At 63.6% G+C, this 16,420-nt stretch carries 17 protein-coding genes and 1 other RNA gene; 11 read left to right on the top strand and 7 right to left on the bottom strand.

Going from position 1 to position 16,420, the window contains the following annotated elements; translation table 11 throughout:
* Positions 1-145: 145 nt before the first annotated feature.
* The 4 genes from N7E70_RS13350 to N7E70_RS13365 all read left to right on the top strand — a co-directional run bounded on the left by N7E70_RS13350 (position 146) and on the right by N7E70_RS13365 (position 7,073).
* A complete protein-coding gene (locus N7E70_RS13350; RefSeq protein WP_182575659.1) occupies positions 146-1,576 on the top strand; it encodes an FAD-binding oxidoreductase in 1,431 nt (476 codons plus the stop codon).
* Positions 1,577-1,738: 162 nt separating this feature from the next.
* Positions 1,739-2,191, top strand: coding sequence for a GNAT family N-acetyltransferase (locus tag N7E70_RS13355; RefSeq protein WP_067960483.1), 453 nt, complete (start codon positions 1,739-1,741; stop codon positions 2,189-2,191).
* Between the two features lie 100 nt (positions 2,192-2,291).
* Positions 2,292-2,816: a hypothetical protein gene (locus N7E70_RS13360; protein WP_182573506.1), complete on the top strand. Its 525-nt coding sequence runs from the start codon at positions 2,292-2,294 to the stop codon at positions 2,814-2,816.
* 312 nt (positions 2,817-3,128) lie between these two features.
* A complete protein-coding gene (locus N7E70_RS13365; RefSeq protein ID WP_182573505.1) occupies positions 3,129-7,073 on the top strand; it encodes an AsmA family protein in 3,945 nt (1,314 codons plus the stop codon).
* Here N7E70_RS13365 and N7E70_RS13370 read toward each other — a convergent pair.
* From N7E70_RS13370 to N7E70_RS13390, 5 genes are all read right to left on the bottom strand, one after another.
* On the bottom strand, positions 7,051-7,227 hold the full coding sequence (locus N7E70_RS13370; protein WP_169808380.1) for a BrnA antitoxin family protein: 177 nt from the start codon (positions 7,225-7,227) through the stop codon (positions 7,051-7,053). The two genes, N7E70_RS13365 and N7E70_RS13370, sit on opposite strands and share 23 nt — an antisense overlap.
* Complete coding sequence (locus N7E70_RS13375; RefSeq protein ID WP_067960490.1) at positions 7,224-7,451, bottom strand: ribbon-helix-helix domain-containing protein; 228 nt, start codon at positions 7,449-7,451, stop codon at positions 7,224-7,226. The genes N7E70_RS13370 and N7E70_RS13375 overlap by 4 nt, the downstream gene beginning before the upstream one ends.
* Positions 7,448-7,645 carry a DUF4169 family protein gene (locus N7E70_RS13380; RefSeq protein WP_154386667.1) on the bottom strand — a complete coding sequence of 66 codons (198 nt, stop codon included), beginning with the start codon at positions 7,643-7,645 and terminating at the stop codon, positions 7,448-7,450. The genes N7E70_RS13375 and N7E70_RS13380 overlap by 4 nt, the downstream gene beginning before the upstream one ends.
* Before the next feature lie 15 nt (positions 7,646-7,660).
* A complete protein-coding gene (locus N7E70_RS13385) occupies positions 7,661-8,200 on the bottom strand; it encodes an SspB family protein (RefSeq protein WP_067960496.1) in 540 nt (179 codons plus the stop codon).
* Between the two features lie 152 nt (positions 8,201-8,352).
* A complete protein-coding gene (locus tag N7E70_RS13390; RefSeq protein WP_263006637.1) occupies positions 8,353-9,006 on the bottom strand; it encodes a TetR/AcrR family transcriptional regulator in 654 nt (217 codons plus the stop codon).
* 169 nt (positions 9,007-9,175) lie between these two features.
* Between N7E70_RS13390 and N7E70_RS13395 the strand changes: the two genes are divergently transcribed.
* The gene (locus tag N7E70_RS13395) at positions 9,176-10,384 is read left to right on the top strand and encodes a multidrug effflux MFS transporter (protein WP_067966336.1); all 1,209 of its coding nucleotides are present in this window, start codon (positions 9,176-9,178) and stop codon (positions 10,382-10,384) included.
* A 170-nt stretch (positions 10,385-10,554) separates the two neighbouring features.
* Entirely contained in the window at positions 10,555-11,700 is a 1,146-nt protein-coding gene (locus N7E70_RS13400) for a GGDEF domain-containing protein (RefSeq protein WP_263006638.1), read from the top strand.
* A 4-nt stretch (positions 11,701-11,704) separates the two neighbouring features.
* Here N7E70_RS13400 and N7E70_RS13405 read toward each other — a convergent pair whose 3' ends face one another.
* Together N7E70_RS13405 and ssrA are read right to left on the bottom strand one after the other, a co-directional pair.
* Positions 11,705-12,256: an AAA family ATPase gene (locus N7E70_RS13405; RefSeq protein WP_263006639.1), complete on the bottom strand. Its 552-nt coding sequence runs from the start codon at positions 12,254-12,256 to the stop codon at positions 11,705-11,707.
* A gap of 194 nt (positions 12,257-12,450) precedes the next feature.
* Positions 12,451-12,812, bottom strand: a transfer-messenger RNA (tmRNA) gene (gene ssrA, locus N7E70_RS13410).
* A gap of 174 nt (positions 12,813-12,986) precedes the next feature.
* Between ssrA and N7E70_RS13415 the strand changes: the two genes are divergently transcribed.
* From N7E70_RS13415 to N7E70_RS13435, 5 genes are all read left to right on the top strand, one after another.
* The gene (locus N7E70_RS13415) at positions 12,987-13,298 is read left to right on the top strand and encodes a DUF2853 family protein (protein WP_263006640.1); all 312 of its coding nucleotides are present in this window, start codon (positions 12,987-12,989) and stop codon (positions 13,296-13,298) included.
* A gap of 138 nt (positions 13,299-13,436) precedes the next feature.
* On the top strand, positions 13,437-13,904 hold the full coding sequence (locus N7E70_RS13420) for a YHS domain-containing (seleno)protein (RefSeq protein ID WP_067960508.1): 468 nt from the start codon (positions 13,437-13,439) through the stop codon (positions 13,902-13,904).
* Positions 13,905-14,006: 102 nt separating this feature from the next.
* Positions 14,007-14,801, top strand: coding sequence for a thymidylate synthase (locus tag N7E70_RS13425; protein ID WP_067960510.1), 795 nt, complete (start codon positions 14,007-14,009; stop codon positions 14,799-14,801).
* Positions 14,802-14,811: 10 nt separating this feature from the next.
* The gene (locus N7E70_RS13430) at positions 14,812-15,831 is read left to right on the top strand and encodes a DUF4424 domain-containing protein (RefSeq protein ID WP_263006641.1); all 1,020 of its coding nucleotides are present in this window, start codon (positions 14,812-14,814) and stop codon (positions 15,829-15,831) included.
* Between the two features lie 40 nt (positions 15,832-15,871).
* Positions 15,872-16,393, top strand: a complete 522-nt coding sequence (locus N7E70_RS13435; RefSeq protein WP_263006642.1) for a dihydrofolate reductase — start codon at positions 15,872-15,874, stop codon at positions 16,391-16,393.
* Positions 16,394-16,420: the final 27 nt, after the last annotated feature.

Raw genomic sequence — 16,420 nt, forward strand, 5'->3', positions numbered from 1 at the left:
AACTTAGGTTTGTGCATGATCCTTTCCGATAATCCCGATTTTCGGGGTCATGCACGGTGGTGCTGGACAAACTGTCGGGGCTGGCAGATTACCGCAGCATAAGGCGCCGGCAAGGCGCCAGGCTGTTCCAAACGCGGAGGAAAACATGGCTCTGAGCGACCTGAAGGCGATGGCGCGGAACGAGGAGGGGATCGCGGCTGCGCTGGGCATCCTCAAGCAGCAGTTCGGCGAGCGCTTCCAGACCGGCCAGGCGATCCGCGAGCAGCATGGCCACACCACCACCTATCTGCCCAACCAGGCGCCCGATGGCGTGGTGTTCGCCGAAAGCACAGCCGACGTGCAGGACGTTGTGCGGGTCTGTGCCGCGCATCACGTGCCGGTCATCGCCTTTGGCACCGGCACCTCGCTGGAAGGCCATGTCAACGCTCCGGCGGGCGGCATATCGCTCGACATCTCGCGTATGGACAAGGTAGTGTCGGTCAATGCCGACGATCTCGACTGCACCGTCGAAGCGGGTGTGACGCGTGAGGCGCTGAACAATTATCTGCGCGATACTGGCCTGTTTTTCCCGATCGATCCCGGGGCGAACGCCAGCCTCGGCGGCATGGCGGCGACCCGCGCCTCCGGCACCAACGCGGTGCGCTATGGCACGATGCGCGAGAACGTGCTGTCGCTCAGGGCTGTCATGGCCGATGGCAGCGAGGTCGTGACCTCGCATCGGGCGCGCAAGAGTTCGGCGGGCTACGACCTGACGCGGCTTCTCGTCGGTTCGGAAGGCACGCTCGGCATCATCACCGAGGTGACGCTCAGGCTGCAGGGCATTCCGCAGGCGATCTCGGGCGGGGTCTGCCCGTTCCCGACTGTCGAAGCGGCATGCCAGGCCGTCATCACGACGATCCAGATGGGCATTCCGGTGGCGCGGATCGAGCTGGTCAACGCGCTGCAGATGCGGGCGATGAAGAATTACTCCAAGCTCGACTATCCCGAAAGCCCGTGCCTGTTTCTCGAATTTCACGGATCCGACGCCAGCGTGGCCGAGCAGGCGGAGAGCTTTGGCGAGATTGCGACGGAGTATGGCGGCGGGCCGTTCCTGTGGACCACTGTCGCCGAGGAGCGGGCGAAATTGTGGAAGGCGCGCCATGATGCCTATTGGGCGTCGCAGACGCTCAGGCCGGGCGCACGTGCCCTGTCGACGGACGCCTGCGTTCCGATCTCCCGCCTTGCCGAATGTATCGCCGAGACAGAGGCCGACATAGCGCGGCTGGGCCTGATCGCACCGATCGTCGGCCATGTCGGTGACGGCAATTTCCACACGCTGGTGCTGATGGATCAGAACGACCCCGCCGACATCGGCAGGGCGGAGGAATTCGTCAAGAGGCTGGCCGAGCGGGCGATCTCGATGGACGGCACCTCGACCGGCGAGCATGGCATAGGCCAGGGCAAGATGGGTCTGATGGAGCGCGAGCACGGCCATGGCGTGCAGGTGATGCGGACGATCAAGGCCGCACTCGACCCGCAGAATATTCTCAATCCCGGCAAGGTGTTACCCGCGGCGGAACAATCGACAGGGCATTGACGTGGCGTGGGCGGTGCTGCTACTGCGGCGCCGTCCAATCAGGAATCTTATGCGTAGAGACTTCCATCGCTGAAGCGTCGGCCCAAGTGCCGATGAGGCCGAAAGGCCAATACAGACGCTTATGCGTCTTTCTCTGATACGCAAAATTCCGAGGATATTCCCATGATACACGCCCATGGCGCGACGATCCGCGCCTATTGCGCCGCCGATCGCGATCGGCTGGCTCACGTCTGGCTCGAGGCTTCGCGCATCGGCCATCCCTTCATGTCCGAGGCTGACCTGCTGGAGCAGCAGGGGCGGGTCCGCGACATCTATCTGCCCCAGGCCGAGAACTGGGTGATCGAACTCGACGGTGAGCCGGCCGGCTTCATCGGCCTGATCGAGGGCTTCATCGGCGGCCTGTTCGTCGATCCCGCAGCCCATGGCCATGGGCTCGGCAAGGCGCTGGTGCTGCATGCCGTGGCGCTGAAGGGCGCGCTCGAGCTGGAAGTCTATGCCGAGAACGAGACGGCGGTCGGCTTCTACCGCAAGCTCGGCTTCGTCGAAACGCTGAGGCGCAACGCCGACGATGACGGGCGGTTGCAGGAGGTGATCCGGATGCGCCGCCCGGCATAGCCGGCTTGACCCCGCTTTGGTTCGGGCGGACAGTCCGGGTTGCTCAGGTCTTGTTGCCTAGGTCTTGGGCAACCGGACTGTGACAGGCGAGGACCAGAAGATGGCTGTTTCCAGGAAGCAGGAAGAACGAGCCCTCAGCGAAGACGAGTGGAAGCTGGTGCAGAACTCGCACCACCCGGTGGTGCAGGATCTCTCGGATGCCGAACTGCGCGACCTGCTGAAGGCGGTGCGCGAACGACGCGACAGGGCGCAGGGCGAAGCCAACCGCAAGCGCCGCGAGATGCGCGGCAAGGCAGCCGCCAAAGGCGCGCAGCCGGCGACCAAGGATCACGGCACCAAGGCAAAGCTCGGCGTGCTGGCGATGAGCATGCGCCGGCTCAACGGCGAACATGAGCGGCGGCGGCAATTGGCGGCGCGCATCGATCTCGTCGAGAACGCGCGCCACGCACTGGCGCTGAGCAAGGAAAAGAAGCCGGCCCGCGCCGCCGATTTCAACACCCGACAGGCGCATCTCGGCATGCGGGCGGTGGACAACGCCAAGGCCAAGAGCCTGGTCAGGCCGATGGAACGTGGGCGCCTGCGCAAGGCAGCGGCAGTAGCCCAGGCCAAGCGCGACTCAAAATAGCGGAGATTCAGGTGGGGCCGGCCTGCAAATGCCGGACACCTGCGCTTCCGGTACTCGCGTACCCGAATGTACGCTCCGTTCCGGTTCTCGGTCTCCACCATTTTCGGCTCGGCCTGACCTGAATCTCCGCGTCTTCGTTGGTCCGCTTGCAGGGACGGCGACGAATGCCGTGATGACGCGGCGCGACCGTTTTTCACGGGACAGGTTGCCGGGCGGCGTTGACGTGCTGCAGCGCACAGCCCAACATGCCACCAAATGACCACGCTCCTGCGCTTAGTCGCCTGGGACGCATGAAAGATTTGCCCAGAGGCAATGCTCGCACGCCTGTTTGTCATATTCGGTGGACTTTTCGTGCTGGCGCTGTGTGCGGCGCTGGTGGGGCCGTATTTCATCGACTGGTCGGGCTACAAGGCCGATTTCGAGCGCGAGGCCAGCGCAATACTCGGCCGCAAGGTTGCGGTGCAGGGAGAGGTGACGGCGCGCATCCTGCCGTTTCCATCGGTGACCTTCTCGGACGTCACCGTCGGCGGCGGGGCCGGCGGCAACGATGCGATGACCGTCGAGACGTTTTCGATGGATGCGGAGCTCGCGCCGCTGCTGAGCGGCGAGTTCCTGATCTACGACATGCGGCTGGTGCGGCCGAAGGCGATCATCGATGTCGCCGCCGACGGCGTCGTCGACTGGGCGATCCGCCCGTCTGCGCCGTTCGACGCCAGGCAGATCTCGATCGAAAAGCTGACCATCACCGAGGGACAGGTGCGGCTGCGCCGCGCCGCCAGCGGGCGCGACCACCTGTTGTCGGAGATCAACACCGAGGTCTCGGCAAAGTCGCTCGCCGGGCCGTGGCGCGTCGACGGTTCGCTGCGCGTCGACGGGCTGAAAACCCAGCTTTCGGTGTCGACCGGCTCCGTCGATCCGGCTGGACAGATGCGGCTCAGGATACGCGCGACGCCCGATCGCTACGGCGTGGTCATCGAAGGCGACGGCAATGCCTCGATGGACAAGGGCAAGGCCCTCTATGCCGGCGGCTTCACCGTGATCGAGGCGCAGCCTGAGCCCGTGGCCACGGCCGAAGGCGAAAAGCCGAAGGCGCCAGTCAAACCAGTTGAACCCGGCTTTCGGGTAAAGGGCAAGTTCGCGCTCGACCATGCCCGACTGGGCGTGGAGGAGTTCCGCTTCGAAAGCGGGCCACTTGAGGATCCCTATACCGCCGAAGGCACGGGCGAGGTCGATCTCGGCGCCAACCCGCATTTCACCATTACGGCCAATGGCGCCCAGGTGCGTTTCGACGAAGCGGTTGGGGGTGATCAGACCGGCACCGGCTTTTCGGTTTCCGAACGGCTGACGGCGCTTGAAAAGGTACTGGTCGACTTGCCGCGGCCGACGATCCCCGGCACCGTCGACGTCGACCTGCCCGCGGTCGTCGCCGGCGACACCACGGTGCGCGACGTCAAGATGTCGGCGCAGCCGGGCGAAGGCGGCTGGGTGCTGAAGTCGCTGGCTGCGACCTTGCCCGGCCGCACGCGACTCGAGGCCGACGGTTTCCTGCGCACCGAAAACACGCTCGGCTTCGACGGCCAGATGCTCTTGGCCGTGGGCCAGCCCTCGGGCTTCGCCGCCTGGGTCGCCAAGGATGTCGATGAGGCGGTGCGCAAGCTGCCGGCGGCGGGCTTCAAGGCCAAGGTGAGGCTGACCCGCGAGCAGCAGACATTCGATGCCGTCGAGCTGATCCTCGGCAAAGCCAAGTTCACCGGCGAGCTGGACAGCATGCTTCCCGACGATGCCAGGGCGTCGATGACGATGAAGCTCGACGGCGGCGAGCTCGATCTCGACGGGTTGCGCGCCTTTGCCTCGCTGTTCGTGACCGACCAGGGCGCCAACCGCTTCAGCGACGCCGACCTCGATCTCGCGGTGAAGGCCGGGCCGGTGAATTTCGCCGGCCTCAGCGCCGAAACCGTCGATACCGCGCTCAGGCTGCGCGAGGGCGTGCTGGAAATCGACAAGCTGTCGGTCGGCGGACTGGCAGGCGCCTCGCTCAGTGCCACCGGGCGGATCAAGGATTTTCCCAAGGCGCCGACCGGCAATCTCGACGCCTCGGTGATATCAGTCGACCTCGCGCCGCTGGTCGCGCTGGCAGCTAAACAGACGCCCGAGAACCGGCTGCTGAACGAGCTGGCAACCCGTGCTGCGGCCTATCCCGGCCTGCTGGCTGACGCGCGCATCGACTTCGTCGCCAGTGCCGTCGACAATGGCGACAAGACGACGAGCATTGCGCTCAGCGGGCAAGGCGAGGCCGGCGGCTCCGATCTTCTGGCGACGCTGTCGGCGCAGGCGATATCGAGCGCGCTTGCCAGCTCGCAGCTGAAGCTCGAATTCTCCGCCCGCAACGAGGATGCGACCAGCCTGCTGGCGCTGGCCGGCCTGCCGGTGCTGCCGCTCGGCGTGACCGGCCCGGGTGAGCTAGCCATTGCCGCGAAAGGTGCCGTGCAGAATGGCCTCGACGTGACCGCAAGCCTCAAAGGTGACGATTCTTCGGCCGGCTTCACCGGCACGGTGGCGGTGCGCGACGGCCTGCCCAGCCTGACGGGCCGGGCGACGCTGCAGGCTGCCGACCTGGAGCCGTGGCTGATGACCTCGGGCGTGAGCCTGCCGGGCATGGGCACCGGCACCGAGGTGGAGCTCGCCGCAGATGCCAGCCTTGCCCAAGGCGTTCTTGCGCTCGACAGGCTCGACGGCACCGTCAACCAGGGTGCGGTGGTCGGCAATCTCAAGGCCGAGCTGAACGAGGGGCTGCCGCATCTCAGCGGTTCGCTGACGCTTGACGAACTGAATCTCCGGCCGTTCGCCGAAATGACCCTGGGCGTCGCGGCGCTGGAAAGCGGCAACGGCGGGTGGCCTACGGCGGCATTCGCGCCGAAACCGATTGCGCCCTTCAGCGCTGACCTCGAAATCATCGCCGGCACACTTTTGGCCGAACCGCTGGCGACCGCCAATGATGCGGTGCTGGCGTTGCAGATCGACAGCCAGGCGCTCAGGCTGTCCAACATCAAGGCCAAGCTGTATGGCGGCGACCTTGGCGGACTTGTCGAACTCAAGAACAACGATGGCACGGCCTTCGTGTCGGGCCAGTTGAAGCTCGACGGCGCCGATGTCGCTGCGGTCCCGGTGGCCAGCGATATCGGCGGCAAGGGCAATTTTTCGGCGACGCTTTCAGGCAGCGGCAAATCGGTCGAGGGCCTTGTCGCCTCGCTGGCCGGGTCGGGCACGGCCGATATTGACGGGCTCGTCCTGCCCGGCTTCAACCCCGACGCGTTTGCCGCGCTGATCGCCAAGGCCGACGCGCTTGGCCGAGATATCAATGCGGCGCGCGTCGCAGAATTCGCGCCTGACCTGGCCGGCGAGGGCAGTTTTGCCGCCGGGAAGGCCGACATCGCGTTTACCGTTGCCGGCGGCATCCTGCGGGCGCCGCCACTGACGTTGAAAAACCCGGCTGCGATGCTGAACGCCGATTTGCGCACCGACCTCAACGCCGGTGTGATCTCGGCCAATGGCTCGATCACATACGCGCCCGGCAAGGAGCAGCTGGTCGGCTCGGAGCCGGCGATGAACTTCCAGATCGACGGCGAGCCGGGTGCGACGGTCAAGCTGTTCGACAGCGCGCCGATGGCGCAGTTCCTGACCCAGCGCGCCCTGGAAAAGGAACAGGCCCGCGTCGAGGCGATGCAGGCGGTGTTGCTGGAAAAGCAGCGGCTACGACGCGAGACGCGGTATTTCGCAGCACTCCAGGCCGAGCGCGAGCGTATCGCCGAAGAGGCGCGGCTTGCCGAGGAGGCCCGGATCCGGGCCGAGGAAGAGGCCAAGGCGAAAGCCGAGGCCGAAAGGCTGAAAGCCGAAGAGGAAGCCAAGGCAAAGGCGGAAGCGGAACGCTTGCGCGCCGAAGAAGAAAAACGCGCCGCGGAAGCCGCCGCGAAGGCCAAAGCCGAGGCGGACAGGGAAACGGCGCGCCAGGAAGCTGAGAAGGCACGCCAGGCAGCGGAAGAAAAGTTGCGGCACGAGGCCGAGCAGAAGGCGAGGCGCGAGGCTGAGGCTGCCAAGCCCAAACCAGCGGCTGAGATCGAGCGGGCGCCGTTGCCGGAAGTCCGGCCAATGGATGCGCCAGTCGACGCCGTGCCGGCGCCACCCGCCGATGCGCCGGTGAAGAAAAAGCTCGAACCGCTCAGCCTCGACGATTTCTTCAAGTCGCTGCAGAGCCAATAGGCAGGCGATGCTGGCCCGATGTGGTGGCGCTGTCGCGCCAGCCCGCCCTCTGCCTTTTCAGAACCTCGTTGATGCCTGTGCTCCAGCCTTTGGCAGTGGCCTTTGACTGGGCAATGACATCGGGATCGAGGCGGATGGAGACGACGCGCCTCAGGTCTGTCTCACGCCGCGCTTGGCTTGCTCCAGCACGAACAGCCTGAGCGCGGAGGAAAGGTTTGCCTCGCGCGGGCGCTGGGTGTCGACTTCGGCGACGAGGGCGGCCAGCGTCATGTCGCGCGCCGCCGATATGGCCAAGAGGTCGTCGTAGAACGGCTTTTCGAGCGAATAGCTGGTGCGGTGGCCGCGGATCGTCACCGAGCGCTTTTCGACCAGGCTCACCGGTCGGATTTCTCTGGATCGCGCTCGCGGCGATGGTCGTCGACGAATTTGTCGGCGCGCTCCGAGGTCAGTTGGTCGCGCTGTTTTTCGGCCTTGGTGCGACCGTGCAGGGCGCGGTTGCGGTCGGCAAGCGTCTCGCGCTCGGCCCGCGCCTTCTGTTTCTTGAACTGGCGAAGATTGACGATGTCGGCCATGCGACCTCGTCCTGGCTACTTCTTGCGGAACGCGTCGAGCGATACGACATCCGCGCCCTTGCCGTGAGCGGGCTCTTCGACGGCTTCCTTCTCAGTCGCGTCGGCTTTCTTTTTGGTCGCAGGCTTGCGCTCGGCAGGCTTGACCACCGCGATCGGCTCCGGCTTGGCGGCAACCTCTTCGGGGGCTGCAGCTGCTTCGGCCTTGACCTCGAATTCGAGTTCGAAGTTGACCGAGGGATCGTAGAAGCCGCGCACGGCAGAGAAGGGGATTTCGAGCTTCTCCGGAACATCCGAGAAGGACAGGCCGACCTCGAAGCCGGTGTCGGTGACCTTGAGGTCCCAATACTGGAACTGGATGACGATCGTCATCTGTTCGGGATAACGTTCATGCAGGCGCGAGGAGATGCGCACGCCCGGCGCGCCGGTCATGAAGGTGATGAAGAAATGGTGGTTGCCCGGCAGGCCGGTGCGCGCGACTTCCGCCAGGACCTTGCGCATGACCCCACGCAGTGCCTCCTGGGCGAGAATGTCGTAGCGGATCTGGTCTTCGGCCATATGTAGATGCGGGTCCGATTGAATCGTCTCCCTACCTGTAATCAAGCTTTTGGCCGGCGTAAACCGGATATAACGCGGTATGGAATGTTTGGGATTCGAGCAGGCGCCACGATGCCTGCCGCAGGTCCGGACGGCCGTCCATTCCCTAGGAATCAGACCGGGCGCGGCTTGCCGTAGGCGCGCAGGAAACAGCGCACGGCATTGCTTGCTGCTGTGCGCAGTTGTTCTTCCGAGACGGTGTCGCCGAAGATCAACGCCATCTGCAGATCGGCATTGACCAGCGCCAGGAACTGGCGCGCTGCGACATCGGGATCGTCGAGATCGAGCCAGCCTGACAAAGCGAGGCGGGCGAATCGCGCGGCAAGGGCCGCCCAGGTCTTGGCCGGGCCATGTTCACGCCAGCCGGCAAACAATTCGGGATAACGCTCGCCTTCGGTCTGCAGCAGCTTGCGCAGGAATTTGCCGTCGCGGTTGCACATGCAGTTCTGGTTGAGCCGCACGGCGAACTCGACGAGCTCGGCCGCGAGGTCGATCGGCTTGTCGGGGAAGGTGGCCAGCGTTTCGAACACACCAGCGTTGATGCGTTCGGTGATTTCCCGGACTACCGCGACGAGCAGGTTCTCCTTGTCGCCATGGTGGTTGTAGACGGTCTGGCGCGACACGCCGGCCTCGGCGGCGATGAGGTCGATGTTGGCGCCGGCGAAGCCCTCGCGGCAGAAGACGCGTGCAGCGGCGTCGAGGATCGAGAGCCGCTTGGCGGTGTGGCTGCGGCTGACCGCAATGTCAGGAGCGATGGCAGGTGTCATGGAATTTTTATATACAGGTGATTGACGATTTGGACAAGTCTGTCTAAAAAACTGGACGCAATGGCGAGATGCCGGTTCGGGAGGAGTCGGAATCTCATGTTGCCAAACGTCCTTGGATTACACGTCGCCGTGGCTTCACGGCGGAAACCCGATCCGAAAGAACCACATCATGACACCCCAATTTCTCCGCGTAGCGGTCGTGCTCGGCCTTTTGTCGGCCATCGGCCCGTTCGCCATCGACATGTATCTTCCCGCTCTGCCGACGATCGGCGCCGATCTCAACGCCGGCACCGCCGCCGTGCAGATGAGCCTGCTTGTCTTCTTCCTGGCCATGGGTCTGGCGCAGATCGTCGTCGGCCCGATCTCCGACATGATAGGCCGCAAGGCGCCGCTCTATATCGGCCTGGTGCTGTTTGCCATTGGCGGCCTTGGGGCGGCGCTTGCGCCCAATATCGAATGGTTGATCTTCTTCCGCGTCATCCAGGGCCTGGGTGCCTCTGCCGGCATGGTGGTGCCGCGCGCCATCGTGCGTGACCTGCATACCGGCACCGAAGCGGCGCGGCTCATGTCATTGCTGATGCTGGTGTTTTCGGTGTCGCCTATCCTTGCGCCGCTGACCGGTTCGCTTGTCATCGAAGGTTTTGGCTGGCGCGCCGTATTCTGGGTGGTGACTGCTGCTGCAGTACTTGCCATCGTGCTGTTGTCGACGTCGCTCAAGGAAACGCGCCCCGTCGAGCATCGCGCCGAAAGCTCGGTCGGCAGCGCGCTCAGCGGCTACCGCTTCCTGCTCGGCGACCGCAACTTCCTCGGCCTGACCTTCATCGGCGGCTTCGGCATTGCCAGCTTCTTCGTCTATCTCGCCAATTCGTCCTTCATTCTGATCGACCATTACGGCCTGTCGCCGTCGGTCTACAGCGTGTTCTTCTCGATCAACGCGGTAGCCTTCATCGGCATGTCGCAGCTGACCGGCTTGCTGACCGAGCGCTTCGGCCTGCACCGGGTGGTGCGGGTGGCAGTGGTCGGCTACGCCACGATGATGGTCATTCTGCTGGCGGTGTTTTCCGCAGGCGTCGACCGCCTCGACGTACTGGCCGTGCTTCTGTTCATCGGCTACGGCTTCCTCGGTCTCGTCATCCCGACGACCTCGGTGCTGGCGATGGAAGAGCATGGCGAAATCGCCGGAACGGCATCCGCACTGATGGGCACGCTGCACTTTGCCACCGGCGCCGTCGCCATGGCGGTGGCTGGCCTCTTCTTCGACGGAACGCCGCTGCCGATGGTGTTCGGCATCACCATCTCCGCCGTCGTCGCCTTCGCGCTGGCGCAGGTGACGCTCGGCCGCAGGCGCGAAACGGCCGTCGGCGCGCCGGCGGAGTGAGTTTTGTCGAGGCCGGGCATCCGCCCGGCCTCGTTTCACATCATCGTGACGCAGGTCAGGCGCTGTCGCCGTCGCTTCACAAAGCCTCGATATCGTTTGTTTACACTCGGCCGGTAAGTCGTTGCGAAGACACCGGAAGCAGAACCGAGACGTCGAGGCGACAAAAGATCTTGAAATTCATCCCTTCCGTCCTGTTGCTGTTGTTTGCGGCAACGTTCCTGTGCATCTGGCTGCTCGATCGCCGAAACAGGCACTTGCTGCTGTTTGCGCTGGCGTTCCTGACGATCAGTGCCGCAACCGTCGTCCAGTTCGCGCTGTGGCCGGCCGACGTCGGCTACAACACCATTGCGTGCGCGGTGCTCTATTCGGCGGCGCCGCTCTTTCTTGTGCAGGGCGTGCTGATGCGCTCGGGCAAATCGATGGCACGGGCCGAGCAAGCGCTGTGGTTCGGCGGCATCGTCGCCATCCTGACCTTCTTCTATTACGTCCACAACGATCTCGCCGTCCGCGTCTATGCCCTCAATTTCGGCATGGGCGGCATTTTGCTGAGCGGGGCGTGGAAGCTCAGGCATCTCGTGCTCGGCAATGTCGTCGACCGGGGCATGCTGTGGCTGCTGCTGGGCCTGGGGGCGACCTTTGTCGGCCGTACCTTGCTGACGGGCGGTACGGTGCCGAGCCGCGATGTCGATGCCTTCTTCCAGTCCGCCTTCTGGCTCTGGGCGCAGTTTGCCATGTCGGTGCTGGGCGTGGCGATGGGGCTTGCGTTGGTGGTCGTCGCCAGTGCCGACGTCATTCTGGCGCTGAAGGCGGAGCGCGACAGCGATCCTATGACCGGGCTGCTCAACCGCCGCGGCTTGCAGGGCAAGACCCAGCGCCTGTTCGCCAAGGGCGTAGGCCAGCCGTTGAGCATCGTCGCCTGCGACATCGACCGATTCAAGTCGATCAACGACAGCTTCGGCCATGCCGGCGGCGATGTCGTGCTGTCGAGCCTTGCCAGGGTCATCAAGTCGAAACTCAGGGCGGGCGACATCGCGGCACGCACCGGCGGCGAGGAATTCGTCATCGTGTTGAAGGATGCACCGGTGGACGATGCCTTCGGCCTGGTCGAGACGCTGCGCCGGGAGATCGCGAATGTGCGATTTGCCGGCATGCCCGGCGATTTCGCGGTGACATGCAGCTTCGGCATCGCCAAGCTGCATGCCGGAGAGGGCCTCTGGGACGCCATCGGCCGCGCCGACAAAGTGCTCTATGCCGCCAAGCGGGCAGGCCGCAACCGCACCTTCGCCGAAGGGCTGCAACTGCCGCACGCGGCGTGATTCGTCACGCCTGACGGACGTTTTCGAGAATGAAAGCGAGACGGTCTTCGACCGGTGCCGTGGGGACCTCGACAAGATCATAGCCGCAGGCAGCGTAGGTCGCGACCATGCTGGCATGGGTGCGCCGCGCCTCGTCCTCGTCCTGCCTGCGCTCGTTGTCCTGGGTGAAGATCTCGGGCCAGTGCGGAAGGACGAACACCTTGCGGTTGTAGCGAAATTCCCGGGCCGCCTGTTCGATATGGATCGGTACCGGCAGGCCGACGAGCCTGAGATAACCAATGACATCGGGGACGCCCCGATCGAAGAACGCCGGGCCGGGCGTAGCCTCGGCGATGGTATGCGAGCGCATTTCCCATGACAGCATGAGCTCGGCGAACAGCGCGCGGTCATGCCAGGGCAGGGCGGTGCCGGATATTGCGGCCTGGTCGCGGATGATGCTGCGACCGGCTTCGACCGAAGTGGCGTGGCCGGCTGCGGCAAGGCATTCGATCAAGGTCGTTTTGCCCGATCCGGGGCCGCCGGTGAGCACGAAGAAGCGGTTGGAATTGCGAGGCATGTAGGTCTCCGGATGGAACGGGACCGGCCATGGCAGGCCGACGCTGCGCTGCGGGGGCGGCCGGAGCGCGTCTCGGGCACCCGTCAGGACGCGCGGCGCACCGGCAAAAAAACAGGCAACGGCAAACCGGCATTGGCCGGCGATGACAATGTCTTGGGAGATTTTGATCTTGGAAGATTTTGGGGGAGAAGAGAAGTGGAGGTTTCTGTTGCCAGGTACCTCCGAACCCCGCCTAGAAGTGCGAACCTCTAGGGCTTAATTTGAAGCTATCGCACTGCATTAAGCAGCGAGACGTGCTTCCGCATAGTTGTCGTTTGCAACTACAAGTTTAGCCCGATAACGGTGGTACAATGCCGGGCAAAAGTCCGATCTTTACACCCTCGTCGATCCTATTTCGCCCCCAGCAAAAATCGTCGTTCGACCGTGCGACGACTTTTGGTGGAGGCGCCGGGTACCGCCCCCGGGTCCGAATGGCTTATTTCATCGGCAGTTTATCGCCATAGTCAGTCAAGCTGACGACCCCAATATAGGGAGGCCGGCTGCAAAATGGAAGGTGGGAACGGCAAGTCCTAACAGCCATTCGCAACAGATTCATGAAGCCACGCGAATAGGCAGGGTTGACTCGCGTGATGCGCGAACCGAAGCTTCGGCCCGCTGGGGATGCACCTGAACCGGTCTGAGCCGGGCCCCTGCGGGAGATGAGATCAATTCGTCGACGAGGGGAATTCACATGACCGACTATCTTGCAGACGTGAAGAAGTACGACGCCGGCGCCAAGGAAGAGGTGGTGACCAAGATCGTCAAGCACCTGGGCATCGCGCTCCGGAACCGCGACTCTTCGCTTGTCTCGTGCACCGACCCCAAGGAACTCGATCGCGTCAAAGCCGGCTGGATTGCCAAGAAGCTCGGCGTCGAGGATGCGAAGAAGGCGGACGGCGCGCTGGAAAAGGTCTGCAAGGCGATGTCGGCCGACAACACCAAGAACCGCGTGACGTTCTATTACCTTGTGGCCAAGGAACTGGGCAAACTCGGTTCGCTCTGAGCTGTCTTTCCGGCAAGTCCATCTGCTGGCCAATCATTAGCCTGACCCTGACCGGATCACCTGATTGTGTAGCGAGGCGCGCGGCAGATGGGGCCGCGGGCTGCTATGATTACGGTGGCTTGTCGAGGGAAACCGGCGATGGACAGACGCCGTCTCATTCTGACCGCAATGTTTCTGCCGCTCGCCGTGAGCGGGGCGCTCGGACCGGGCGTTGCGCGAGCGAAACAGGCTATGGTTTACACCGGTAAACCGCCCGGTGTCGGCGCGGGCGGCTATGACGTGGTCGCTTATTTCACCGCCGGCAAGGCGACCAAGGGGTTGCCTGCGCACGTCGCGGTGCATGACGGCATCACCTATCGCTTCGCCAGTGCCGCCAACCGGGGGACGTTCCTGCGGTCTCCGGCTCGATACCTGCCGCAATATGGCGGCTATTGCGCCTATGCCGTCAGCCAGGGTGCAACCGCTTCCTCAGACCCGAATGCCTGGACAGTGGTGGGCGACAAGCTTTACCTCAACTACTCCAAGAGCGTTCGCTCGTTGTGGCGGCAGGATGTCGAGGGCAACATTGCAAAGGCTGAGAGGAACTGGCCTGGCGTGCTGAAATAGGATCGGACGAGCGACCAGCCGCGTGTCCCGGCGTTTGCCGGGGCAGCGGAATGGGCTACGCTTGCGGCCAGCGAATCTCGCCAATCCGACCGGACGTCCTTCATGCGCCAGTATCTCGACCTTCTCAGCCATGTCCTTGAAAACGGCAGCGACCGTGGCGACCGCACCGGCACCGGCACACGCTCGGTCTTCGGCCATCAGATGCGGTTCGACTTGGGGCATGGCTTTCCTGTTGTCACCACCAAGAAGCTGCATCTGAAGTCGATCATCCACGAGCTTTTGTGGTTCCTCGCCGGCGACACCAACATCAAGTATCTCAAGGACAACGGGGTATCGATCTGGGATGAATGGGCCGACGAGAATGGCGATCTCGGCCCGGTCTATGGCAAGCAGTGGCGGTCGTGGCCGACGCGCGACGGCGACGAGATCGACCAGATTGCACTTTTGCTCAAACAGATCCGCAAGAACCCCAATTCGCGCCGGCTGATCGTCTCGGCCTGGAACCCGGAAGAGGTCGATGCCATGGCGCTGCCGCCGTGCCACTGCCTGTTCCAGTTCTATGTTTCCGACGGCAAACTGTCATGCCAACTCTACCAGCGCTCGGCCGACATCTTCCTCGGCGTGCCGTTCAATATCGCGTCCTATGCGCTGCTGACGATGATGGTGGCGCAGGTGACCGGGCTGAAACCGGGCGACTTCGTCCACACGCTGGGTGACGCACACATCTACCACAACCATTTCGACCAGGCGCGCGAGCAACTGACGCGCAGCCCGAAGACGCTGCCGACGATGTGGATCAATCCCGAGGTGAAGGACCTGTTTGCCTTCCGCTTCGAGGATTTCAGGCTCGAGAACTACGTCGCCGACGCCACCATCCGCGCGCCGATCGCGGTGTGAGGGCTACCGGATGGCACGCCGTGACGGACTGATCGCCCTGAGCGTTGCCGGCATGTCGGCGATGTCTGCTCCCGCATCCGCCAACGACACGACGGCGCAGCTTGGCGCCGGCGGGTTGATCATCGGTCGCAGCGACCAGATCGCCATGGAAAGCGAGGATCTGTTCATCTCCCCGGAGAAGGTGACGGTCGACTACGTGTTCCGCAACAATTCGGACAAGGATGTCGAGACGCTGGTGGCGTTTCCGATGCCCGACATCGAGGGCAGTCCCTACGCCAATGTCGACATTCCGGTGGATGCGTCCGACAATTTCCTCGGCTTCTCGGTATCGATCGACGGTCAGGAGGTGAAGCCTGAGTTGCAGCATTCGGCTTTTGCCGTGGGGCTGGATATCGGCAAGGAGCTGGACGCCAACGGCGTACCTTATTTTCCGTTCGGCGACGCGACGTTGAAGGCGTTGGAGAAGCTGTCGTCGGAAGTGGCGGCCGACTGGCAAAACCGCGGGCTGATCACACTCAATGAGTATGACGACGGTTCGGGCATGAAGAGCGTGCGCGAGCCTTTGTGGCAGCTGCGCTCGACTTATTGGTGGAGGGCCAGCTTTCCGGCGGGCAAGCCGGTGAAGGTCGCGCACAGCTACAAGCCGAGTGTTGGCGGCACGGCTGGTGTCAGCTTCTACACGGACGGAAAGTTTCAGGGGCAATACGACGACTACAAGCGCAAATACTGCCTCGACGAAAGTTTTGAACGCGCTGTCGAGAAGGCGACCAAGAATTCCGGTGACGGCTTCCCACCCTATACAGAAACCTGGCTGTCCTATGTGCTCACCACGGGCGGCAACTGGGCATTGGGCACGATAGGCAAGTTCAGGCTGACCATCGACAAGGGCGATCCAGCCAACATTGTCAGCTTCTGTGGCGCTGGCGTGAAGAAAGTGGGGTTGACCACCTTCGAGATGACTGCCACCGATTTTTATCCCGAGCGCGATATCGAAATTCTGATCCTGCAGCCCTACGATAGCCCACGATAAGCGACCGGGCGCAGATTCGCCTGGGTAGGAAGGGCGTCCGATGGAAGTTGCGATCTACGTGGCGATAGCCGAAAACGGTGTCATCGGCCGCGACAGCGGCTTGCCGTGGCGGCTGTCGAGCGATCTCAAGCGCTTCAAAGCAGACACGATGGGCAAGCCGATCATCATGGGGCGCAAGACCTGGGAGAGTTTCCCCAAGCGCCCTCTGCCGGGACGGCTGAACATCATCGTTACCCGTGACAAGGCGTTTCGCGCCGAGGGTGCGGAGGTGGTGCATTCGCTGGAAGACGCCATCACGCTTGGCACTGCCAAGGGTCGCTGCATGCCTGGCGTCACCGAAATCTGCGTCATCGGTGGGGGCGAGATCTACCGCCAGGCGCTGCCGCTCGCCGACCGGCTGCATGTTACCCATGTCAAGGCGGCCCCCGACGGCGACACGCGCTTTCCCGATATCGATCCGGAGATCTGGGCGGTTGCACACGCCGAAGATTTTGCCGCCGGCGAAAAAGACAGCCATGCGACACGCTATACCGTTTACGAAAAGCGCCACGACGTGCATTGATGGTGTGAATTCATACATTTGTAGTGG

The organism is Aminobacter sp. NyZ550 (assembly GCF_025628925.2).
Lineage (GTDB): Bacteria > Pseudomonadota > Alphaproteobacteria > Rhizobiales > Rhizobiaceae > Aminobacter > Aminobacter ciceronei.